The organism is Metabacillus bambusae (genome assembly GCF_017497975.1).
Lineage (GTDB): Bacteria > Bacillota > Bacilli > Bacillales > Bacillaceae > Metabacillus > Metabacillus bambusae.
Window position 1 is genome coordinate 34,385 of sequence record NZ_JAGDEL010000020.1, and the last position, 22,989, is coordinate 57,373.

The window sequence follows — 22,989 nt, forward strand, 5'->3', positions numbered from 1 at the left end:
ATTTAAACTTATATAGTTCATAATATACAAAATATATCTCATTGACAATATTTTATGAACTATTTCATTTGTTTTATTACATAAATTTCATTAAACTAAAAATGAGGTGAAAGAAATGGACGGCTTCCAAAGGCGAAGAGAACAAAAAAAACAGAATATCCTAGAGGCGGCATTAACGTTATTTATGGAATATGGAATTCAAAAGGTTTCGATTTCAGAAATAGCGAAAAAAGCAAATGTCTCGCAAGTGACAATCTATAATTATTTTGAAAGTAAGCATAAGTTAATTCATGATGTGTTCATTTATTATATTGAAAAATCATACACTCAATTTGAAAAAATTGTTTTTGCTGACATCCCTTTTCCAGAAAAAATAAAACAGTTCATTTTTTCGAAAAAAGAAACAGCCAAACAAATTCATGTAGAGCTATATCAGCATTTGATGAAGGAATATTCTCAAGAAGGTAATTATATCGAAGGTCTTTATACCCAAAAGGTCATACCTCTTTTTACTCACCTATTAAAGGAAGGAAAGGAACAGGGGTTTGTTGATCCAAATTTATCAAATGAAGCAATTTTATTTTATGTAAAGATGCTGAGTGATTATATTCAAAGAGAAGAGGTCTATCAGAGCATATTGCCGATGACGGAGGATATTACGAATATTTTCTTTTATGGGATTGTTGGTAAAAGGGATAATTAAACTATTTTTTGACTATTTCGATTGCCGAAAAATACAAATCCTCAACGCTTGCATTCGTTGAGGAAATAAATTTTTCAGCAATGATAAATAATTCTTTGAATAGATACGTAATTAATAAAATGCTGAAAAAGCAGGGATTTATTAAGATTATTTTCCTTCGAGTGTTTCTTCTGTTTTCTCTTTAGATAAAAACCAACCACCTAAAGCGATAATCAGCATAACTGACCAGAAAATTGACTTCCAAATGACACCTTCAACAAAATCATGAGAAATAATGTGTACCGAAGGATGTGCAAGAGTATGCATTAATAACTTAACCCCTACCCAACCAACTAATAGCATAGCCGCTTTTTCGAGACTAGGACGCTTGGTTAATAACCTAACAAAGACTCCTGCTGCAAAGCGAATGACAATTAAACCTGCAATTGCACCAATAATAATAACAATAAATTTAGCGCCATCCATACCACCAATATCACCCATAGTCGTATCAGGCAAATCAACAACAAGAGCTACTGCTGCTAATATTGAATCAACAGCAAATGCGATATCTGCTAAAGCAATTTGTGCCACAGTCATCCCATAGCTTTTCACTTTTTTCTCTTTTTCATCGTTGTGCTTTTTTAATAAATGTCTTAAAGCGATGAAAATTAAATAAGCAGCCCCAATTGCTTGAACTTGCCAAACGTGGAATAGGTACGAAATGATAAAAATTGCACCAATTCTAAAGATAAAAGCTAATAACAAACCTATATTAATAGCTTTTTTTTGCTGTTCTTCAGGTAAATGCTTTGCCATAATAGCTAAAACTAAAGCATTATCAGCAGATAATAAACCTTCTAAAAGAATCAGAATAATTAAAACCCAGCCATATTCTAATAATAAAGATAGTTCCATAATACCCTCCTAAAAATAGTGAAAACACAACTTTTATGACAAAAGTAAATCATTTGTTGAAATTTTAGTGGATTTTTGTTCTTTTCTTTCTCCGATATTGTCCCATTATAGCCAGTCCATTATTCAATACAAGCACCGTAAGATTAGTTTACATTGTTTTGGTCTATTACGATTTAATTCTTTGATTAATATGTATAGTAATGATAAATACTACTAGAGATAAAGTGAACAAATAGCTGTTTTTGTAAGTTTTTATATCCCTCCTTTTCTAACTATTAGGAAATCGAAAAAGTCTTAACATAACATCCAATTTTTTTAAGTTTTTAACAATGATTTTATTGCTTACTTTAGACGTACAAGGTGACGATGCTTTAATAAAAGAATCTCACACGATTTCAAATTGTACAATTATTATTTTCCATATTTTTATATCAATTGAATAATTTCACAAAATCAAAGCATTCTAATATGTGTTTAGGAGGTGAAAGTAATTGTCAAATCAATCCAATGATAATAAGCAGCAAAAAAGCAATGCACAAAGTAATAATCAAGGGTCAGAATATCACAGAGAGCATGCTGGTAAAGTTGAAGGGTATGGAGAACCGTATCCAAATGCTAACAGTTTAAATAATATGACTGATACCACAGATCAATAAATAGCAAATAACCCATCCCCTCCTTATCAAGCTTGCTGTTTGATTGAAGAAGGGGTTTTCTGCTTATAACTACTTTTGTACGATTTCGAGCATGTCAATTGTACTTTCCCTCATTAAAATGATTTTAAACTTTTTTGCAAGTTTTGCCTAATCTTTTAATTCCCTTTCTACTCCATTAAAAATAATACAACCAGATGAATCGAGTGTGAAGAATTTACCTTTCACATAATACTTCCTTGATATCTATCATAAAATAACTTTTTTCTAATACATGGACAACCTATCTATTCAATCCGCTCTATAGGTTCAAAACATTATGCCATAACATAATGTTTAGATCATGACAGCTTTAGGGTAAAAAAGAATTACTAGATTACTAGTTAGAATCTAGGGTTTACTAACAAAATTCGATAAATACATGGGAGGTAAGGGTATGGAAGAAACAATATCACTAATCAATCATAAGAAAGAACAGATAATCGAACCTATTCGGCCTTCTGCAACATTTCAAGATATTTATGGTAAGGGTTATGTTTATAACCCGAAGTTATATGCCCATGATTATCAGCATTTTGCCGGAGATTTATTAAGTTTAGAATCATTAACAGCACGAGAATTAAGTATTGTTGGGGATTTTCCGGTTGTTTGTCATGCAGCAACTGTGACAGATCCAGCATTATCTCTTCTTCGAAAAGCGGGACTTAAGATACCTTCCATACTTTATACTTATCACACAGAAGATGAATATATCCAATTATTAAATAAACTTGATAAACAAAATCAAAGGTTGATTTTTCAATATCCACATCCTAGTGATGTCTTTTCTTCAAATTTATCCTGGATTGACCCAGAGATACAAGTGTATTTATGTGATAAACGAAACATTCCCGAGTTTGTTCCTCCAAAAAATGTACCAAAACGGAGCATAATGAGCATCGAACAAATTATCAAAGAAAAAACAGCACTTCCAATCATCTTAAAAACTGGAGATGGACGTGCGACGTCAGGAGGTTATGGCGTACTTATTATTGAGGAAGAAAAGCAATTATATGAAATTGACGAGACCTTTGGTGATTTATCAGAAATTATCGTTGAAGAAGCGATTCAGTATGATGAAAATATTTCGCTTCATTATGTCGTTAACAAACAGGGAGAAATCAATTTTCTAGGTAAATCAGCACAAATTGTTAATAAAGATGGCTGCTTCCGAGGTAGCTGGATCACCGTTGATGTAGATGACAAGATCGCTGAAATTGTGGAAACTGGCTATGAGGTAATGAAAAAAGTTACGGAAAAAGGATACGTGGGAGTTGCCGGGTTCGATGTACTCATTCGCGGTGAAAACTATTACTTTATTGATTTAAATATAAGATTGAATGCTTCAACATGTGGTTTGTTTCTGTACGATGATATTCAAAAAAAATATCGGAAAGAAACCGTGCGGCTTTGTAACTTAGAGTGGATGAACGATTTTGACCAGCTAATACCTGTTGTGGAAAAATACATGTCAAAAGACCAATTTGTTCCTTTAAGCTTCTTAGATGCGAATTATCTACCAGGTGAAAATCGAGTATCAAAAGTAATTGGTCTTGTAATAGGACATTCCACCCAAGAGGTCGAGGGTGTTCTAGATACGATGGCTAGCGATGGTCTCTATACGATGGAATAGTATTGTGAAATTTATTTTTATAAAAACCAGTCTCGATAATAGTATATTTACCGAGACTGGTTTCTAGTATTGTGGAACTTTTTAAATAAGGATAAATATACAAGATAAATTTCAAGGTGTCCCAATAGTTCAAATACAATACAAAAAGGAAAAGGACTCTCCTAGAATGAATCGTTATGTAGCTAATCCTGCTCTCAATTTATTAACACCAAATTCTAGATATGCCTTTAAACAGGTCAGCATAAACACCCAACCTTCTTTATTGTCTAACATGTTATGGATTAATTCAGGATCATTTTCATGAAAACCTTCTTCGGTAATTTCAATAATAGTACCTGAATCGACCTCTTTTAGCGAGATTGTAACAACGTGCTCTTCCTCAGCTTCGCCCCACTTGAATACGATTTTTTTATTTTGCTCAACTTCCACCACATGAATTTGCGCTTCTGCTTGATATATATCATATTTCAATGTTATCGTCTTGCCTGATTCCCATCTTTCTGAACTTGATGAGAACCAAAAATTCCCGATTTTAAAAGGGTCTACAAAGGCTTCAAATACTTCATTAGCTGGCTTTAAGATGTTAAATTTCGTATGGTTGTTCATAACGTTAGAACCACTCTCTTTCTAGTAGTTAATATACTATTGATTGTCCTGATTACATCAGTCATAAATAATCATTTGTGCAGAATCATTGAAGATATTAATTCTATTTTACAGTCTCCTGAGCTAAAACTACATAACCTAACCATCCAATTAGTAAAAAATTCGGGGGAGACCAGCAGTATTGATAACCAAATCAACAAACAATTATAAAAGTCCAAAATAATAAAGTCATAAAAGGGCTCCTCATCTTTTAGTATAAGGCAAGTTCTCTGCGTCACACATAACTTTACGCCATCTGTGCTTCCTGTTCAACCTTTTGCATAAACTCTTTCACAACAATATTGTTGCTTTTCTCACTGCCTAGCTTTAACATAGCTCTTCCTACAAAGTTGACCCCTTTGTTTTGCCCCTCATAAATAAATTTTGTGTGAGTATCATCGATTTTTAGTAGTGTAAAGCTAAGTGTAATCTCGAAGGCCTTTCCTAAAACAAAGCTAATTTGCTTTAGCTTTTTATCTTCAAGATCCTCGTACGCTAAGGTATCAACGATGTAGGTCTCTACCCTTTTCCCTTCACGGTATTTTTGCTGATGCTTTGCCCCCACTTCGTCTTCCTTTTTTTCAATTAATATGTGCTCCTCCACTTTAGGCATGATTTTCTTTATGTTTTTATCAAGAAATAATCTCCATACCTCTTCAATATTTTTCTCTATCACGATTTCTTCTTTCCAATGAATCACTCGTCTTCCTCCTTCCCAGATGCAAGAAAACCATCAATCTCTTCAACTTTAAGAGTAAGGTCTTCGATTTGCATTTTTATTTTCTCTCTCTTTTGTATCAACAAAGCTTCTAAATTTGCAAATGACTCATCATCCATAACAGAAATCATTTCCTGTATCGTAAAGCCAAACCTTCTCAGCTTTACTAAAAGAATCGCCAAAAAATAGCTTCCATCATCGTAATATCGATAGTTATTATCAGGATCAATGTAAGCAGGCTCGAGTAATTTTACCTCAGCATAATAACGCAATGTTTCTTTACTTAATCCAGTCATCTCAGCAAATTCACTAATCTTGTACATCCTTTCCCTCCCACCTCTATGATAAACTGTGGGGTGCACTACAGGGTCAACTTTTTTTACACTTTTTATTTTTTAGAAAAGGGGAAAAGTTATACAGTAACTGCCTTTATTTGCAGCAGCATGTAAATTTTAAACCTGTAACTTTCAATTGCTCTAAAGTCTCACTTTTAATATGGAGTATCAAAATAAGAGGTATTCACAATATTCTTAGGAGAGGGCAGAATCTGATATCTTCTTGAAAAATTAAGGTATAAGCACGGATGTTTCGTAAAATGTTTAAAATCGAATTCATTAAATAAATCCATTCCCTGCATTGATCATGTCAACAATAATCCCTATCAAGGATCAGAGCTCTATAAAAGATGTTATAATTACACTCTAATAATTGTAAAATTAGAACAAGTATTGAGAAGTAAAATACTTGTTCTAATTTTTTGTTTATTTTCTTAATTTCTTACTAACCCTAATCTCTCATACTGTTCAATTGGGGTATCATGTTCATTCATTAAATAGATTAATTGTTGTTGCATCTTGTTTTCGATCTCTGGGTTAATTAATGGGTTAGCTTGGTCTGGATCATTGTCAATATCAAATAACAGATGTGCGAAGGATTCCTTTCCTTTGTCTATGAAACTAAAACCTTTTATTTTTAATAGAGAACAGCCTTTTGTAAAGTTAAATGGTTCTACTAACTCGATTTCCTTAAGTAACTCTATTGGAGTGAAATTAAATCCAAATGATGGCATTAATGTGTAATTATAAAGTAGATTTTCAGATTCTTGAACTGGTGCTCTCATATAAACATAGTGGCCATCTGTGCAATTGATATGTCCCCCGTGAATACCAAATAAAGCAGCCTTCCGAATTTCTAGATTATTAGCGATTGTATCTTTCAATGGCTTACCGATCATATTTTCAGGAGCTTCTAATTGAAAAAACTCTAAAATAGTAGGTGCAATATCGATTGTCTGAACTAAGCATTCATTCGTAACCCCTTTTTTTCCACTCCGTGGATCCCATATAAAAAGTGGGATTTGAGCAATCTCGTTATATTGTGGCATGATATTTTTTGCCCACCAACCATGTTCTCCTAAAAGAAACCCATGGTCAGTATTTACAATTAACATGGTATCTTCCCATAAATTAAGTTCGTCCATAAGATCGAGTACTTTCCCAAGGTTGTGATCACACATACTTACGACTGCAGCATATTCATAACGAATGTGGTTGACCATTTCTTCAGGTTCATCAACACGTTTATACCCTGGCCAATCAAAATGGGGCCCATCATAATCATGTGGATATAAATCCTTATACTTTTGAGGGCTGAAAAATGGTTCATGTGGACTGAAGCATTCCATTTGTAATAACCAATTATCTTCCTTATGGTTCGTTTCGATAAAATTAAGCCCAAGTCCGATTGTGTTTGTCATTGGATGATTTTCTTCAGTATTCATATACTTACGATTAATCCAATCCTGCCGGCATCTTTCTGGATTTCGATTGTTTAATGTCTCTGGGATCTCTGGATCTCTAACCTGACCTTTCCAAGCATCACCCTCTTGTCCTCGAACACTCTCCCAAGAATTAAATTTCGTATGATATGTTGCACTATTATCTTCCCAATAATGATAATGATCGGTTACTAAATGAGAGTATACACCATTATTTTTTAAAATTTGAGGCATAGAGTCATCAAATGGTTCCAGAGGCCCCCAACTCCTATGAAGGAAGTTATATCTACCCGTGTGCAGTTCTCGTCTTGCTGGCATACAAGGTAAACTTCCAGCAAAACACTTTGCAAATGTAACTGTCCTCTCCGCTAATCGTTCAAAATTAGGTGCGTGAACCCAATCACATCCGTATGGTGGGAGCATATGACGGTTTAAAGAATCAAACATAAGCATAATGGTTTTCAAAATGCCATCACTCCTTTATTTATGATGAATAATTTGTTGAGAAGTTATCCAGTTATCAAGCTCTTTTTGTAGATCATTAACTATTTCTGGATATTCATTTATTAAATTAGTACGTTCACCTGGATCATCTCTTAAATTTGATAAATGAATCTTATCTGGTTGCTTTCTAGAAAAGTCGAGCATACCATTACGAACAAGCTTCCAGCTCTCTTTCCGAATCGCAAATTGTCCATTATACTCCCAACAAATATATTCATGAGGACTTTGCTGGTTTTTGGTCACCATATTCAAAATGCTTTTTCCATCAAGTAAATGATCTTCTGGAATTTCGACTCCTGCTATGTCTAAAAAAGTAGGGACGATATCCATCATTACTCCGACTCCATTGCATATCTGACCGTTAGAGATGAGCGACGGATAGCTAAGAATAGCAGGTTCTCTTATTCCTCCTTCGAACAAGCTTGCTTTATGCCCGCGGAATTTCCCAGTACTTCCACCGTAATATAGATCCTCGGTTCCATCTAAAAAGTTTCTTGATTCTGTTGAAGGCCCATTATCACTTGAAAAGAAGATAACGGTATCTTCATACTTATTAAGATCCTTTAACGTTTTTATGATTGAGCCTATACCATCATCCATAGCTGAAATCATTGCCGCCATTATTTTACGATCAGGCGGTAACTCAGGATAACGCTCTAAGAACTCTTTAGGTGCATGCATTGGATAGTGTGGTGCATTATATGGAACATACAGGAAAAAAGGTTCATCTTCAGTTTTTTCTATAAATTTAACGGCCTTTTCTGTAATGAGTTCTGTTAAATATTCCCCGTTATGCCATACTTCGTCCTCATTTTCCCATAAATCATGGACGGGATTCACACCATTCCCTTGCTCCCAATAAAATATGTGAGAATAATAATCTACACAACCTGCTAGGATGCCAAAAAACTCATCAAAGCCATGAGTATTCGGACTACTTTCCTTCGAAACGCCCAGGTGCCATTTCCCAAACAATCCAGTCTTGTATCCATCTGATTTTAATCGTTTTGCCAATGTAACATGATCAGATGATAAGCCAGAGGTGCCCCTTTTCCCCCCAAGTATTTGACTAACACCACAACTCGCAGGGTAACGCCCTGTCATTAATGAAGCACGGGATGGTGAACAAACAGGGGAATTGGAATACCAATCTGTAAAACGGACTCCAGATTCAGCTAATTCATCCAAGTTTGGTGTTTTTATAGAATCCGATCCATAGCATCCCAAGTCACCATACCCTAAATCATCTGCATAAAAAATAATGAAATTTGGTTTACCCACTATTATCTATCCTCCACTTTTTCATATAAGTTACAACGTACTTCACGTTCATCCACTAATTTATAAAGTGAAATTTCAGAATTTCGACATTGTTCTGTAGCGTATGGGCATCTAAATTGAAACTTACAACCTTTATCTAATTTATTCGTGTCTAATGGTTCAATAAAATCTATTTGTTCATCATTCGTTTGCCAAGGATCTGGTGATGATTGTAATAGTAATTTTGAATAAGGGTGTTTAGGTGAATTAATAACATCCTCACAATCTCCAATCTCAACAATCTCACCTGCATACATGACCATGATACGATCAGCCATATACCTAGCACTAGCAAGATTATGTGTTATTAAGATGTAGGAAAGATTTCTTTTTTCCTTTAAATCTAGTAATAGATTCATAATGTCAATTCCAATTGATACATCCAGCATTGAGGTAGGTTCATCGGCAACAATTATTTCTGGTTCAAGGCCTAATACTCGAGCAATCACAACACGCTGTTTTTGGCCACCTGAAATCTGATAAGGATACTTCTCAATAAAGTCCTCTGCTGGTGTTAATCCTACTAAAGTTAATAACTCTATTACTTTTTCTCTAATAGAGCCTTCTGTTTTATTTTTTAGTTTTAAAGGTCGACCAATAGCATAGCCAATTGTATGGTTGGGGTTTAGAGCTGCAAAAGGATCTTGAAAAATCATCTGGAATCTTTCCGGTAATTCCTTTTGGAACTTTTTCTCTTTTATGTTTGTTCCCTCAAATAATATCTCACCTGAAGTAGGTTTAATTAAGTTTGTAATCATTCTCGCGGTCGTACTTTTCCCACTTCCTGATTCACCAACAATGGCAATTACTTCACCAGCTTTCAAATTAAAACTTACATTATTAACAGCTTTGAATTGAGTTTTATTAATTAAAAAGCCAGAGGAAAAGACTTTATTAATTTCCTTCACTTGTAGCTGATATTTGCTCAAGTGTATCACCCTCTCCTTCATACAGATGACAAGCAACTAAACCTTTTTCATCTCCAAGAATTTCTGGTTCATGTAATTTACAATGTGGCATCATATGAGGGCATCTAGGATGAAAGTTGCATCCCTTTGGTGGGTTAATTAAATCAGGTGGGTGCCCTGGGATCCCTTTTAAGCGAGTTTTTTTGCCTTTAAGTGGTGGAAATGACTGAAGCAATCCCTTCGTATAAGGATGTCTAGCTCCTTGTAATAACTCTTCTCTTTTCATTACTTCTACAAGCTCACCTGCATACATGACCCCAACTCGATCACATATTTCAAGCATTAAAGGTAGATCATGAGTAATAAACAAAATTGAAAAACCGAATTCTTTTTGTAACGTCAAAATCTTTTTAATAATGCCATTTTGAACGACAACATCTAATGCAGTAGTTGGTTCATCCATGATGATTAAATCTGGTTTAAGTGCTAGAGCCATTGCAATGACAATACGTTGCCGCATTCCCCCAGACAATTCATGAGGGAAACTGTTTAAGCGTTCTTCACTAATATCAACCAGATTCAATAAATACTTTGCATGGTTTACTGCATCTTTTACTGCCATTTTTTTGTGAGCCAATATCGCGTCAATTAATTGGTCTTGAATTTTAATTACGGGGTTCAAATTGTTCATAGCACTTTGAAGGATAATTGAGATTTTTGACCAGCGAATCTTATCAAACTCCTGATCTGTTAAATTAGTAAGCTCTGTTCCATCTAGTATTATACTGCCCCCAGCTATTTGTGCTGGGGGTCTGAGTAGACGACTTATTCCAAAGGCAGTAGTTGATTTTCCACAGCCTGATTCCCCTACTAAACCAAAAATCTCTCCCTTTTTTATCGTAAAACTAATATTTTTTACTGCATTTACTTTCCCTCTTGGAGAATCATATTGGATATTTAAGTTTTCCACCCTCAAAAGGTCATTCATACTCTCTCCTCCTCTTGACTATTACAAAGCAGCATTCCCTCTTTTCGCTTGATAGCGATCTAGTATTCCATTTCCGATTAGGATGAAACCAAAGCACAAAAATGCAATTGCTAAGCCAGGAGGCAGAATCCACCACCAAGCATTAAACATTACGGCGTTATTTGCGTGTGCCAACGAAAGAATTGTTCCCCAACTAACTGCAGTAGGATCTCCAAGTCCTAAGAAGCTTAATCCAGCCTCTGCAAGTACTGCTTGGGTCGTAACTAACACTTGATTAGCAAGAATAACCGGCATAATATTAGGCATTATTTCTCTAAACATGATTTCCGTATCCTTCATGCCTGCCATACGAGCGGCTTCAACATAGCCACTTTCACGTTCAGACATGGTTTGACTCCTAATACTCCGTGCCATATAAAGCCAGCTTAGAAGACCAATAATAAGAATCGTATTTGTTACTCCCATTGAAGGTAGAAATGATGCAAGTATAATCATTAGTGCCAGTGTTGGAATAATTAAAAATAGGTCAACAACACGCATTAACCCTTCTCCGATCCAACCTCCCTTAAAGCCAGCTATAAGCCCGACTAAAACTCCAATAATTGTTGTAATTAGACCTGCTAAAATTCCTACAAGTAGTGATGTTTGTGTTCCATAAATCATTTGTGATAGTACATCTTGACCATAACTATCAGTACCTAGCCAATGTTTAGTAGACGGTGCTATCCATGATTCAAATCCAATATAATTTTTTTCGTATGGGGCAATATGTGATCCAAGTGAAGCGATCAAAATAAACAGGAGTAAAATAACTAAGCCAACTTTTGATTTTACACCAGGAAATACACCCCAGAATGTAGTTAGAAACTTTTTGGTTTTACTCAACTAAATCCCTCCTATTTCAATGCAACGCGAGGATCAATTAATGGATACATTAAATCTGCGATTAAATTTGCAACAATTACTGAGATCGCAATAATTAAGAATGATCCTTGAATAAGTGGAAAATCATGATTGAGGATAGCATTAAACGTAACTAAGCCGATCCCGGGATATGAAAATACGATTTCCATTGTAAGTGCTCCACCAATTACATGGCCTAAAGTAATCATTAAGCCGGTGAATGAAGGTAACAATGCATTTCTTGCACCATACATGTATTTTCTTCTATTTGTTGATAAACCCTTGGCTTTTGCAAGGAGCATATAATCTTCAGCTAGTACTCTCATTAAATTGTTTCTTAAGACTAGGATGTGTCCAGCTAATGAAGCGATAACCATCGTTACGACTGGTAAAAATGCATGGTGTAAAATAGAGATTACCTTCTCTCCAGCGGATAGACTATCATAGTCGGCAGGAATTGCCTTGCCTAACGGGAACCAATCTAAATGAAAAGAGAAAATCATAATCATTATTATTCCTATCCAGAAATATGGGACAGAATTTAAGAAAAAAGAGACAAATAATGAACTATTATCAAAGAAAGAACCTGATTTCCATGCTCCTTTTATGCCAATAATCCATCCAATTCCATAACTCAATATTGTTGCGATTAGAACCGTTCCTAGTGTCCAAGGAAGTGCGTTGATCATTACCTCAGTAACAGGGGCAGGGAAATTCACATAAGATATTCCCATGTTTCCTTGAAAAAGTTGAATTAAATATTGCTTATATTGGTAAAACAAACTTGAGCTTTCTAATCCAAACTGTTTTCTTAATGCTTCTGCAACTTCAGGTGATCCTAGAGCCATTTCTGAAGCTAGAGTATCTGCAGGATCTCCACCCATTAATCGTGGTAATAAAAAGTTAACGGTTATTGCTACGTAAAATGTAATTAACGCGAATCCAATTCTTTTTAAGATATATCCAAGATTAAAAGCCAAGCTGATTCTCCTCCTTCCAGGGGTAGCTTTACACTACCCCTTCACCTTATAAACGTATTACTTTAATTCTACTTGGCTGAGGGATAAAGCAGAAAATACAGGAACATCCTCTTTAAAATTTGTAAACTTATCAACTCGATATGGGACATGGCCTCCAACATTATACATAACAGCAATTGGCGCTAAATCAGCAATGCGTTTTTGGACCTTGGCATATAATTCTTTTCGCTTATCCGGGTCAGCTGCAAATGCCTCATCTAACCATTTATCAACATCCGCATCTTTAAAACGCATATAGTTTAGACCAGTTGTGTTTTCTCCAATCGGCGCAGTCATACTGCTGTGGAAAACTTCTAAAGATGCCTGTGGATCTGGAGGGAATTCAATACCATTTTGCAATAAATCGAAATCTCCTGCCATTGCAAGTTTTGTTAACTCTGGCCAAGTTACTAATTTAACTGTTGTCTTTATGCCTACTTCCTGTAACCATTGAGTGATCATTGTCCCCTCTTTGTTCTGAGCAGGAGCATTTGAAGCCATATTGTATACAAATGAAAGTTCTTTTCCATTTTTCTCATAAATACCGTTTGAATTTTTCTTATAGCCTGCATCTTCAAGCGTTTTCATAGCTTGCTCAATGTTATAACTATAATCAGAATTTTCAAATAAGCTATCGTCAGCCATTTCTCCAAATACTTTTGGGAGAAAACCTGGATTTGCTGGGAAAACTGCATCCATTTCGCCTTTTTCGATTAATGTTTTTCGATCTATCGCTAATTGTATTGCTTTACGAACTGCAACATCATCTAGACCTGGTTTCTCATTATTCATAATGACACTAAAAACAGTTAGTCCTGGGTAAACTTGCATTTTATTTGCTGAGTTTTCAAGAAGCTTTGGAATACTTGGCATTGCAATAGTTCCTGTAGATGCGTGAACTTCACCTTTTTCTAGTGCTAGAGTAAGTGTTGATGCATTATTGAATCTTTGTATCACTAATTCATCAATTTTTGGAGGTGTACTATAATGCTCAGCATTTTTTTCAAGGATTATTGCACTTTCATTTACACTTTTAAAAACAAATGGTCCAGTACCTATTGGTTCTTTATTTAAAAAGGTGGCAGGATCTTCTTTTTCAAAAATGTGTTTTGGAACAATATCAACAGTAGAAAGATAAAATGGAAGTGACGGGAATTTTTCGTTTAATTTAAATACTACTGTGTCCCCTTCAACTACTACCTCTGATAAACGTTTATCTCCCCAAATTTGATAACGATCTAATGCTTTATTTTCCTTTAAAGAATTAAATGTATATAGTATATCTTCAGCCGAAAATTCAGTCCCATCATGCCATTTGACACCATCTTTGATCGTAATGGTGAAACTTTTTTGATCTTCAGACCATGTTCCTAAATCTGTAGCAATTATGGGAATTAATTCTCCTTCGACTTGATTAAAGTAAAACAATGGTTCATAAATATATTGAAATAAATTTTCCCAGTTCCCTGTTGCTAGCAAAGGGTTAAAATTAGATACTTGCTCTGGATTTATTGTTTCTCCTAAATGAAATTGTACCTTTCCATCAGAGTTACTATTGCTTTCATTAGTAGGTGAACTAGTCGAACTATTCGTACATCCTACAATTAAACTAATTAATAATGTGAATATAAGTGGTAAAATATATCTTTGCTTTTTTCTCTGTATCATGCTTTTAATTCCCTCCCTCTATTATTGAAAGCGTTTTCTTTTTAAGGTGATTGATTTTCCCCTCCCATCTATTTGGTTGGTTTCATGATAAGCTAGTCAGACTATTAATCAAATGATCGATTTTTGATGTCATGTTTCCACTTTAAAAAAAATCCTTATAGAATCGCCTTTTCATCTTAAGGTATATACCTAAAATGACTTGATGTACCATTTTTGCAGTAGCTTAATTCAGATATAGTTTCAGTTTCTAAGACTAAAAACCTAGTTAAGCTCTGATTTGATTTTAAAAAAAATTAAAAATGGATAATCGATTGTAATTCAGACCACCCCTTCAAACCTGTTCTTTTAAATCCCATATAAAAAAGTAAATCCCATCTTTTAAAAATGGGATAAAAACAACCTTTAATTTAGAAACCGTATTAATAAATTTCCTTAATATCAAGAAGCTTTTGATCTTGCTTTTCTCTATACTTCCCAGGTGTTATGCCTTCATATTTTTTAAATATTCGAATAAAGCTATGTGTGTTATAGTAACCAACTGATTGTCCAATTTCTTTTACACTTAATGTATTGTTTTTCAGCATTTCTTTTGCAGAGTTTAAACGCAATGAAATAAGATATTCCATAAAGTTCATACCAACCTTTTGTTTGAACAATCTACTTATATAAGAAGGGTCTAGGGATAATTTATCAGCAATTCCATTTAAAGATATTTCTTTATTATAATTCGTTTGTATATATTCCAAAATTTGCTCTGTAACATCTGGAACTACCTGTTTCAATTCATTTTCTAACGATCCGATTAATTTATGTATATAGTCATTTACCCAAGTCTCAAGTTGGTTTAAGGTCTCAAAACCAATTACCTTAGTATATAATGTTGAAAATTCTTGTTCTAAGTCTACCTTTAACCCTAGTTCTAATGTTTTTTGTACAATGGAGGTAAGAAGATCTAATACATTATGCTGTATAAGCGAATAAGGGTAAGTTTGAAACCTTTTAATAAAGATAAAAAACTCGTCTATTTTTTCTATAATAATACTGAAATTTGCTCCTTTTAATGCGACAAATATACTTTCTTCAATCTCTTTTCTTTTTTCAAAAATTGAAGTATCGATGGTTTTTGTGGCTTGAATTTGCCATGAGGCAACGATAGATCCATTTCCCTTATATGCTCTCAATTCAAGTGCTTCAATAGCAGTTTGGTAAGAATTCGATATATCTCCAGTTGTTCCTACAATTTGTCCAATACCGATTGTAATAGTTATATCTAAATGAAAGGAAATGTGATGGCTAATTGTTTTTAGGATAGTAAGTGCACTGTTTTGAACCTCATTTGTTTGCATGTTTGTTTTTAAATTACAAATAAGAATTACATCGCTGCTTTCAGTGTTCACACTTAAAACGTGAAATTCATCTATAATAACCTCTTCACTAACTTTCTGAATGAAATATCTTAATAAACTTTGATCTAAATCATTGTTTTGCTTAATAAATTCTGGATAATTATCTATTCTCAAAACACCTACAAAATATCCGTAAGATGTGAATTGAATTCCATACTTATGCAGCTTAATTAATCGTTCTTGATGTTTATCCGTTCTTTCATGTAACAAATTATTGATAAAATTTTGCCTAAGTACAGGGTAATTCTTCTGTAATTGTTCTTCCAAATTTTTTTCTTTTTGTGAGAATTGCTCAATTGCAGACATAATATAAGGAAATTCACCTTTGTCTTTTACATTCCCATTGAGATCAACTTCATTTAGTTTTACGTTAATAACTTTAATTAAGGACTGAATAGGATTATAGATCCTTTTTGAAATTATAATTGCAAATACAATAGATACAATAATTGATATTGTTGATAAAAGAACCATAAACCATTTTATTACTTCACTAAAAGAATATAAGGTTTTTGTTGGGACTAGATAAATATATTTCCATCCAGTTTGTGGGGATGTTACTGATGTGAAACTATACTTTTCGTCCCGAAATTGCGCTCTAAAAGTGGTCATCTCTTTATTAATTTTTGAAGATAATTCTGAGAGATCGGTTGATGTTAATGATTTTCCTTGCCTAGTTTCAAATCCATATTTACCACTTGGATGAATCATCCAAATTTCTTCACCTTCTCGCATTAATTGAGCGGATGGACTTTGAAACAATACCTGTTGATTAAGATTGACAATTATTGCTCCACTATTGGCATCACCTGTAAGTGGAATGGGTCTAATTAAAGTTACCTTTGATGAAGATTTATTTATATTTTCTTTCTCTATGCTTTCAGAAAAAAGCCATTTTCTTTTCTTATCCATTTTTTCAAAAATACGCAGTATATCTTTTTGCTCAAATTCTTCTACACTTTGTAAGCCTGTTATTGCTGATTGAATCATATTAAGATTTTTATAATAAATATAAATTGAATCAATATAGGGTGAAGATATATAAAAATCTCGCAAGTAGTATTGAACACGATGTATCAATGGTTCCATTTGAGTTAAGGTCTCTATCTCTACTGCTTCAGTAACTGGATCACTATTGGCCAATTGTACACTGAAAGAATCGATATCATTTAGCTGATAATCCATTAGACGTCTAGTCTGATCAAGTATTTGTAAACTCGACTTATCAATCTCCTCTTGAATAACTCTCTGACTATACCAATTACCAAAAATACAAATAAAAATAATAGGAAGCACAACAAGAACGCACAAACAAATTGAGATTTTTAGTAAAAGACTTCGAAATTGAAAGCTTAAAAGTGCTTTTCTTAGCAAAAGCGTTCCTCCTTCCACTTATTATTTAGCTTATTTTATGATAGCGCTATCATAAAAAGGAGATGTTAATGATTTATGCATCCTCTACACAAAGAAAACAGATATTTCCTGAAGAACGATCAGGTGTATTGGAGCTTCGCGAAGCGGCTTGATAGCGATTTCGATTGGATTTATGACATAAATATGTTCCTCCCTTCATACTTTCATTCATTCAACCACCTTTACTTTTATTTATTTACTATCTAATTGGATAAAATAATTAGATATCCTCCCTTAATAATATATTATTCAAAATTTCCGAAAAAATATGATCACTTAAATCAGGAGTGGTTAATGAATTCTATTGATCATTTGCACGGTGGGAAAATATAAATGGTCTTGTAAGAGATACCCTAATAAATAGTAAAAACCAAAGGACGTAACTTCCCTTGGTTCTTAGTATTTAACGATTTTGTTATTTATTTTCTTTCCTAACACTTATCATCAATGTCTTCTTATCCAAACAAGCATTTCCCCTGGCGTACGGTTACACCATGCAAAATAAGGGACTGCTTTTATCTGTACAGTTCTTGTTTCGATTTCAAGAGGCTTGTATAAAATGTCTTCTTCGGTCATGTTACTAACACGTTTTCCTTCTGTTTCAATAACGGTTACTCCACCTAAAAGCTCATGATCAAAATAAGATGAAAACTCTGCATGTTGAGAAATTGAGATATCTGGAAGGTTTGATCCATTGTCAACTTCCTCAAGACAGTATACGACTGGACCCCTTTGGAGGGCCATTTTGCCTGCATTTACTCTGACATTTACATTTGCTTGAATTTTTTCAATGGGCATCGCTAATTGAAGATTAATAGAATCTCCATTTTTCCATAGACGGTCGAGATAGACATAGCCTTGCTTTAGGCTTGATTTTATATCTACCAGTTTACCATTAATTGATAGTGTTGCTTGCCTGCACCAGCCTGGAATGCGAAGCGCAAAGGTAAACTTCTCTGATTCATTTTCAGGGTTTACCTGTATCTGTATCGTTTCATCCCAAGGATAGTTTGTTTTTTGAATTATGGATATATTCCTTCCGTTTATCTTTACGTTTGCTTCACTATCTATATATAAATGGGCGTAAACTTCACGGTCATTTGAAGAGTACATATAATGACCTAATGAAGAAATGAGTCGTGCAATATTCGGAGGGCAGCATGCCGTACCATACCATTCTTGTCGTGTAGAGCGCAGTCGTTTTTTATAATTATCCTTTCTTTTTTCAATAGATTCAGGCCAGACTTCGAGTGGATTTACATAAAAGTATTTAGTGCCATCAAGGGAGATCCCGCTTAATGCCCCGTTATATAAAACACGCTCAATGACATCGGCGTATTCCCGATCTACTTCATAATGAAGCATACGTTGAGCGAAGAAAACCAATCCAATCGCTGCACAAGTTTCCGTATAGGCCTTGTCATTAGGAAGATCATAATCATACGTAAAGGCTTCACCATGGGCAATTGAGCCAATTCCACCGGTAACATACATTCGGCGGCTGACGATATTATTCCATAACTTTTTACACGCCTTATATAGAGACCCGTCACCTGTATGAATTGCGATATCCATCATTCCACTATAAAGATACATTGCCCTTACGGCATGCCCATCCGCGGTTTCTTGCTCCCTTACTGGCTGATGGGCTTGGAAATAGGCATAGTCGTATTCAACCATATGTGCTTGATAGTATGAATAATCATGTTTCGTAGCTTCCTGTTTCCGATTCTCTTCTTCTGAGTCAAAGAAATGGGGCTGCATTCCTCTCTCATCAATAAAAAATTTACTTAAAGCTAAGTACCTTTCTTCCCCAGTAGTCTTAAAAAGCTTTACAAGCGCAAGTTCGATTTCTTCATGCCCATCATAGCCTTGTTTTTTACTAGTTTCTGACCCGAAAACGGTTTCAATATAATCAGCAAAACGACAAGCAATCGTTAAAAACTTGGTTTTTCCTGTTCCGTGATAATAAGCAACTGCGGCTTCTATCATATGCCCTGCACAATATAATTCGTGTAGATCCCGAAGGTTATTCCAGCGTTCTAAAGGAGCAGCTACTGTAAAGTAAGTATTAACATATCCGTCTTCTTGCTGTGCTCTTTGAATTAAGTCAATGATTTCATCAGCAATGCTCTCTAATTCAGGGTTTTCTTCTACACCTAAATAATATCCTACTGCTTCAAGCCATTTGTATACATCACTATCCTGGAAAACGCGACCACCATATGCTTCCTTCATCTCACCTGCAGCAATTCGAAAGTTTTTAATTGCATTACTTGCTGTAGCCCCTGGAACGCTGTCATTTAACGCTTGATATTGATAAGGTATGGATATGTTAAAGACTGTCTTTTGTCGTTGTGCCCAAAAGAAATTGTTTAGTTTTACTAGATTATGTGCTAAAGGAGTTAATCTTTCTCCTTTGACTTTTTCACTCATAAGGTGGTCCTCCTATATTTATTTAATAAATGATTAAGGTAGATAGATTGAAAGAGCTCATACTCAATCCTTCATGGCACCCGAGGTGATTCCACTTACAATATAGTTTTGCAAAATAATGAATAAGATAATAATTGGAACTGCTGAAATCGTAGCAACAGCCATGAGTTGATTCCATTGAGTCAGGTATTCACCCATAAATGTATACATTCCCAAGGTCAGAGGTCGAATCGATTCATCTGTCGTTAATGTTAACGCAAACAAAAAGTCGCTCCATGAAAACAAAAAGCTAAACACTCCAATCGTTAAAAGCCCTGGTTTGATACAAGGAAGCATAATCTTGAAAAAAGTCGTGAATTTATTACATCCATCAATTTCTGCAGCCTCCTCTAACCCCTTCGGAAGCGCCTTAAAAAAAGGACGGAGTACAAGGATAGCAAACGGTAGGACATTTGTTGTATTGGCTAAGATTAAGGAGGAAAAACTATTCAACATGTTCAGTTTTGCAAAGAAAACAAATAAAGGCATAGCCAGCATAATAGTTGGAAGCATTTGCATCGCTAGGAGTAGAATTAAAACGAAACCAATACCCTTTATGTTAAAACGTGCTAAGGCATATGACGCTGGTACAGCTAAAAGAAAAGTTAATACAGTTGTGCCAATGGCAATGATAAAGCTATTTCCGATATACTTTATCATTTTGTGATCAGCTATAAAATTATCGTAATACGGCTGCCACGTAGGATTATCTGGGAATAATAAAGGTGGGCTAACAAACAGCTCATTCATTGGTTTGATGGATGTAATAAACATCCAGTACAAGGGAAAAAGAAAGATCGCAACCCCGATGACTCCAATCAACATTGTTTCAACCTTTTTCTGAGAGAAGGACTTTATGACCTGCATCATCTATAAACTCTCCTCCTTCCCAATACTTTTTAAATAGAACAAGGAAATAACTAGTAAGATCCCAAACATAATCGTGGAAACAACCGCCCCTAAACTAAATTGTGATCGTTCAAACGCAAGCTGATAGGCATAAAATGGCATGAGAGAGGTTGAGTTATTTGGTCCGCCCTTTGTCATCACGATGATGACATCGAAGGTTTTAAATGTATAAATAATACCTAACATCAGCAGGATCATGATCGTAGGCTTAAGCAAAGGAATTGTTACCGAGAAAAACCGTTGAATGCTATTCGCCCCATCAATCCTTGCTGCTTCGTAAAGTTCTTCAGGAATTCCTTGCAACCCACCTAACAAAATGATCATGTTAAACGGAATACCGATCCAAATATTTGCAATAATCACTACATACAAAGCCGTACTGCTGCTAGCTAACCAAGGAATCGGACTGTCAATAATTCCTACCGTTTGAAGAAAATAATTAATTAACCCATAATCTCCAGCGAAAAGCCAATTGAAAATCGCTCCAACAACGACAATAGGCAACATCCATGTGACAAGGACCAATGCCCGCATGATTCCACGACCGGGAAATTTACGATTGAAATATAAGGCGAGTGCAAGCCCGATCGTAAATTGGAACACAATACTTAAGATCGTAAAGATTAGCGAATTTTTAATCGATAAAGCAAACGTAGGATCTTTAAGAACCGTTTTATAATTAGATAACCCGACAAACTCCTGTATCCCTACTAAATTCATTAATGTAACGTTTTTGAAGCTTAATAAGAGATTATAAACAATCGGGTAAATCATGAAAAATAATAGAAATACAACTGCAGGAAGCAAGAATAGATACTCTGTTTTGATACTTCTAATCTTCGTTTTTTTTACTATGCTTGTTTGTTGTCCTGATAGCATGACATCTGATTGGACCTTTTTCATCTTATTTACTTCCCTCCCTCAATTAAACTGTCGAAGAACCTCCATTTTAAAAACAGAGAGAGACTTGAATCGTTACTTATGAATGCCTATAAGTCTCTCTCTATGAATCTCACCATCGTATTTCACAGCATAACTATCATGGCAATAATGGCTTAATTTTGTTTGCCGCTTCTTTAGCCGCTTCTTCAGGAGTCTTATCCCCTTGCATCACTGAATGAATCATCGATTGAATCTCTACAGAAATCTCTTCATACTTAGGACCGTAAGCTCTTGCTTTAGCAAACTCCATACTATCAGCAAAAACATTTAATACTTCATTTTCTGTCCAATGAGGATCATCAATTAAATCCTTCCGACTAGGAATGTAACCAGCATTTTTTAAGAACCCTAGTTTTCTTTCCTTTTCCTCTGCAAACTGGATAATATCCCATGCAATATCCTTGTGCTCGGATTGTTCTGTTATTGCCCAGTTATATCCACCTAAAACTGTTCCTGACTCCTTACCTTTAGGCAGCGTTGTTACACCCCAGTTAATCTTTGCTTCTTCATTTAAAACTGGCACCTGCCAAGTACCATTTACCATCATTGCTTCACTACCAGCAGCAAACGTAAGAACAAGATCATTTTGGTCTAAGGAAAGAACTTCCTGTGACACATGTCCTTTATCTATAAGGTCCTTCCAAAGATTGAGAGTCTCAACCGTTCCTTCACTATTTAAATTCGTAAGATCTGATCCAGATTGCCATAGCCAAGGAAGAAAATGAAATACACCTACTTCATTTTGGATCGCTGAGAAAGAAAGGCCTCTAACTCCATCTTTTGTTGTTGCTGCAGCTATCTCTTTTAATTCTTCCCACGTTTTTGGTGGCTCGTCATAGCCAGCTTCTTTTAATAAATCCTTATTATAAAAAAGTGCCAAATTATTACTATAGCTCGGGATCCCATATATCTTTCCATCATAAACATTGGTTGACCACGGACCTTCAAAGTACTTGTCTTCTAGCCCAGCTTCTTTTACTTTATCAGTAATGTCAGCCAGCATCCCAGAAGCAGCAAATGGTTGATGTGCCGGATTATCAAGGATCGTAATATCAGGAAGCTCACCAGCTGCTGAGCTCATCATCAATTTATTTTTAATATCAGCAAACGGAGTAAACGTACGGACAATATCGACATTTGGATTTTCTTCCTCATATTCAGCGATGATTTTATCTAGCTCTTCAGCATTTTTTCCAGTAGCTGGGTCCCACCAATCAATCGAAATTTTTTCGCCATTTGCTTTATTTTTACTATTACTTTCAGTTGAGCTTGCATCTCCAGAACAAGCTATTAAAAAGACGAAACTCATAAACAAAACGGTTAACATTACCTTCTTTAACATAGAACTCCCCCTTGTGTTTTTGCACTTAATCAGGAATTGTAATCTCTAGTATTTAACATTTAAGTATTTAATCTTTGTAAGCGCTTAAATTCATGAACTAATATTAGTAATGTCAGTATAGTAGTAA

The 22,989-nt window shown here is 34.8% G+C and carries 20 protein-coding genes; 3 read left to right on the forward strand and 17 right to left on the reverse strand.

The window, feature by feature from the left end; translation table 11 throughout:
* Positions 1–115: 115 nt before the first annotated feature.
* On the forward strand, positions 116–703 hold the full coding sequence (locus I7822_RS21080) for a TetR/AcrR family transcriptional regulator (protein ID WP_207981046.1): 588 nt from the start codon (positions 116–118) through the stop codon (positions 701–703).
* A 147-nt stretch (positions 704–850) separates the two neighbouring features.
* On the opposite strand, the gene I7822_RS21085 is transcribed toward I7822_RS21080, so the two are convergent.
* Complete coding sequence (locus I7822_RS21085; protein ID WP_207981047.1) at positions 851–1,600, reverse strand: TerC family protein; 750 nt, start codon at positions 1,598–1,600, stop codon at positions 851–853.
* Positions 1,601–2,091: 491 nt separating this feature from the next.
* Between I7822_RS21085 and I7822_RS21090 the strand changes: the two genes are divergently transcribed.
* Both I7822_RS21090 and I7822_RS21095 read left to right on the forward strand, forming a co-directional pair.
* The gene (locus I7822_RS21090) at positions 2,092–2,256 is read left to right on the forward strand and encodes a hypothetical protein (protein ID WP_207981048.1); all 165 of its coding nucleotides are present in this window, start codon (positions 2,092–2,094) and stop codon (positions 2,254–2,256) included.
* A 433-nt stretch (positions 2,257–2,689) separates the two neighbouring features.
* On the forward strand, positions 2,690–3,925 hold the full coding sequence (locus I7822_RS21095) for an ATP-grasp domain-containing protein (protein ID WP_207981049.1): 1,236 nt from the start codon (positions 2,690–2,692) through the stop codon (positions 3,923–3,925).
* Between the two features lie 174 nt (positions 3,926–4,099).
* Here I7822_RS21095 and I7822_RS21100 read toward each other — a convergent pair whose 3' ends face one another.
* The 16 genes from I7822_RS21100 to I7822_RS21175 form a co-directional block, all read right to left on the reverse strand.
* A complete protein-coding gene (locus I7822_RS21100) occupies positions 4,100–4,531 on the reverse strand; it encodes an SRPBCC family protein (protein ID WP_207981050.1) in 432 nt (143 codons plus the stop codon).
* A gap of 286 nt (positions 4,532–4,817) precedes the next feature.
* Positions 4,818–5,270, reverse strand: coding sequence for an SRPBCC family protein (locus tag I7822_RS21105; RefSeq protein WP_207981051.1), 453 nt, complete (start codon positions 5,268–5,270; stop codon positions 4,818–4,820).
* Positions 5,267–5,611: a MerR family transcriptional regulator gene (locus tag I7822_RS21110; protein WP_207981052.1), complete on the reverse strand. Its 345-nt coding sequence runs from the start codon at positions 5,609–5,611 to the stop codon at positions 5,267–5,269. Before I7822_RS21110 ends, I7822_RS21105 begins: the two co-directional genes overlap by 4 nt.
* Before the next feature lie 446 nt (positions 5,612–6,057).
* Entirely contained in the window at positions 6,058–7,530 is a 1,473-nt protein-coding gene (locus I7822_RS21115; protein WP_207981053.1) for a sulfatase, read from the reverse strand.
* A 15-nt stretch (positions 7,531–7,545) separates the two neighbouring features.
* Entirely contained in the window at positions 7,546–8,850 is a 1,305-nt protein-coding gene (locus tag I7822_RS21120; protein ID WP_207981054.1) for a sulfatase-like hydrolase/transferase, read from the reverse strand.
* A 2-nt stretch (positions 8,851–8,852) separates the two neighbouring features.
* On the reverse strand, positions 8,853–9,818 hold the full coding sequence (locus tag I7822_RS21125) for an ABC transporter ATP-binding protein (RefSeq protein WP_207981055.1): 966 nt from the start codon (positions 9,816–9,818) through the stop codon (positions 8,853–8,855).
* Entirely contained in the window at positions 9,784–10,785 is a 1,002-nt protein-coding gene (locus I7822_RS21130) for an ABC transporter ATP-binding protein (RefSeq protein WP_207981056.1), read from the reverse strand. Before I7822_RS21130 ends, I7822_RS21125 begins: the two co-directional genes overlap by 35 nt.
* Positions 10,786–10,806: 21 nt before the next feature.
* Positions 10,807–11,670: an ABC transporter permease gene (locus tag I7822_RS21135; protein ID WP_207981057.1), complete on the reverse strand. Its 864-nt coding sequence runs from the start codon at positions 11,668–11,670 to the stop codon at positions 10,807–10,809.
* An 11-nt stretch (positions 11,671–11,681) separates the two neighbouring features.
* The gene (locus tag I7822_RS21140; protein ID WP_207981058.1) at positions 11,682–12,668 is read right to left on the reverse strand and encodes an ABC transporter permease; all 987 of its coding nucleotides are present in this window, start codon (positions 12,666–12,668) and stop codon (positions 11,682–11,684) included.
* Between the two features lie 57 nt (positions 12,669–12,725).
* The gene (locus tag I7822_RS21145; protein WP_207981059.1) at positions 12,726–14,375 is read right to left on the reverse strand and encodes an ABC transporter substrate-binding protein; all 1,650 of its coding nucleotides are present in this window, start codon (positions 14,373–14,375) and stop codon (positions 12,726–12,728) included.
* 419 nt (positions 14,376–14,794) lie between these two features.
* Positions 14,795–17,155 carry a helix-turn-helix domain-containing protein gene (locus I7822_RS21150; protein ID WP_207981060.1) on the reverse strand — a complete coding sequence of 787 codons (2,361 nt, stop codon included), beginning with the start codon at positions 17,153–17,155 and terminating at the stop codon, positions 14,795–14,797.
* 73 nt (positions 17,156–17,228) lie between these two features.
* Positions 17,229–17,366, reverse strand: a complete 138-nt coding sequence (locus I7822_RS21155; protein ID WP_207981061.1) for a hypothetical protein — start codon at positions 17,364–17,366, stop codon at positions 17,229–17,231.
* 272 nt (positions 17,367–17,638) lie between these two features.
* Positions 17,639–19,630 (reverse strand): glycoside hydrolase family 127 protein, encoded by a 1,992-nt coding sequence (locus I7822_RS21160; protein WP_207981062.1) that lies wholly within the window; start codon positions 19,628–19,630, stop codon positions 17,639–17,641.
* Between the two features lie 63 nt (positions 19,631–19,693).
* Positions 19,694–20,539 carry a carbohydrate ABC transporter permease gene (locus tag I7822_RS21165; RefSeq protein ID WP_243459598.1) on the reverse strand — a complete coding sequence of 282 codons (846 nt, stop codon included), beginning with the start codon at positions 20,537–20,539 and terminating at the stop codon, positions 19,694–19,696.
* On the reverse strand, positions 20,540–21,481 hold the full coding sequence (locus I7822_RS21170; RefSeq protein ID WP_243459599.1) for a carbohydrate ABC transporter permease: 942 nt from the start codon (positions 21,479–21,481) through the stop codon (positions 20,540–20,542).
* Between the two features lie 136 nt (positions 21,482–21,617).
* Positions 21,618–22,862 (reverse strand): ABC transporter substrate-binding protein, encoded by a 1,245-nt coding sequence (locus I7822_RS21175; protein ID WP_207981063.1) that lies wholly within the window; start codon positions 22,860–22,862, stop codon positions 21,618–21,620.
* Positions 22,863–22,989: the final 127 nt, after the last annotated feature.

Excerpts from the sequence above, each read along its gene's own strand:
- I7822_RS21080 (WP_207981046.1), top strand. The coding sequence starts at position 116 with ATGGACGGCTTCCAAAGGCGAAGAGAACAAAAAAAACAGAATATCCTA.
- I7822_RS21085 (WP_207981047.1), bottom strand. The coding sequence starts at position 1,600 with ATGGAACTATCTTTATTATTAGAATATGGCTGGGTTTTAATTATTCTG.
- I7822_RS21095 (WP_207981049.1), top strand. The coding sequence starts at position 2,690 with ATGGAAGAAACAATATCACTAATCAATCATAAGAAAGAACAGATAATC.
- I7822_RS21100 (WP_207981050.1), bottom strand. The coding sequence starts at position 4,531 with ATGAACAACCATACGAAATTTAACATCTTAAAGCCAGCTAATGAAGTA.
- I7822_RS21110 (WP_207981052.1), bottom strand. The coding sequence starts at position 5,611 with ATGTACAAGATTAGTGAATTTGCTGAGATGACTGGATTAAGTAAAGAA.
- I7822_RS21130 (WP_207981056.1), bottom strand. The coding sequence starts at position 10,785 with ATGAATGACCTTTTGAGGGTGGAAAACTTAAATATCCAATATGATTCT.
- I7822_RS21145 (WP_207981059.1), bottom strand. The coding sequence starts at position 14,375 with ATGATACAGAGAAAAAAGCAAAGATATATTTTACCACTTATATTCACA.
- I7822_RS21155 (WP_207981061.1), bottom strand. The coding sequence starts at position 17,366 with ATGAATGAAAGTATGAAGGGAGGAACATATTTATGTCATAAATCCAAT.
- I7822_RS21160 (WP_207981062.1), bottom strand. The coding sequence starts at position 19,630 with ATGAGTGAAAAAGTCAAAGGAGAAAGATTAACTCCTTTAGCACATAAT.
- I7822_RS21165 (WP_243459598.1), bottom strand. The coding sequence starts at position 20,539 with ATGATGCAGGTCATAAAGTCCTTCTCTCAGAAAAAGGTTGAAACAATG.
- I7822_RS21170 (WP_243459599.1), bottom strand. The coding sequence starts at position 21,481 with ATGAAAAAGGTCCAATCAGATGTCATGCTATCAGGACAACAAACAAGC.
- I7822_RS21175 (WP_207981063.1), bottom strand. The coding sequence starts at position 22,862 with ATGTTAAAGAAGGTAATGTTAACCGTTTTGTTTATGAGTTTCGTCTTT.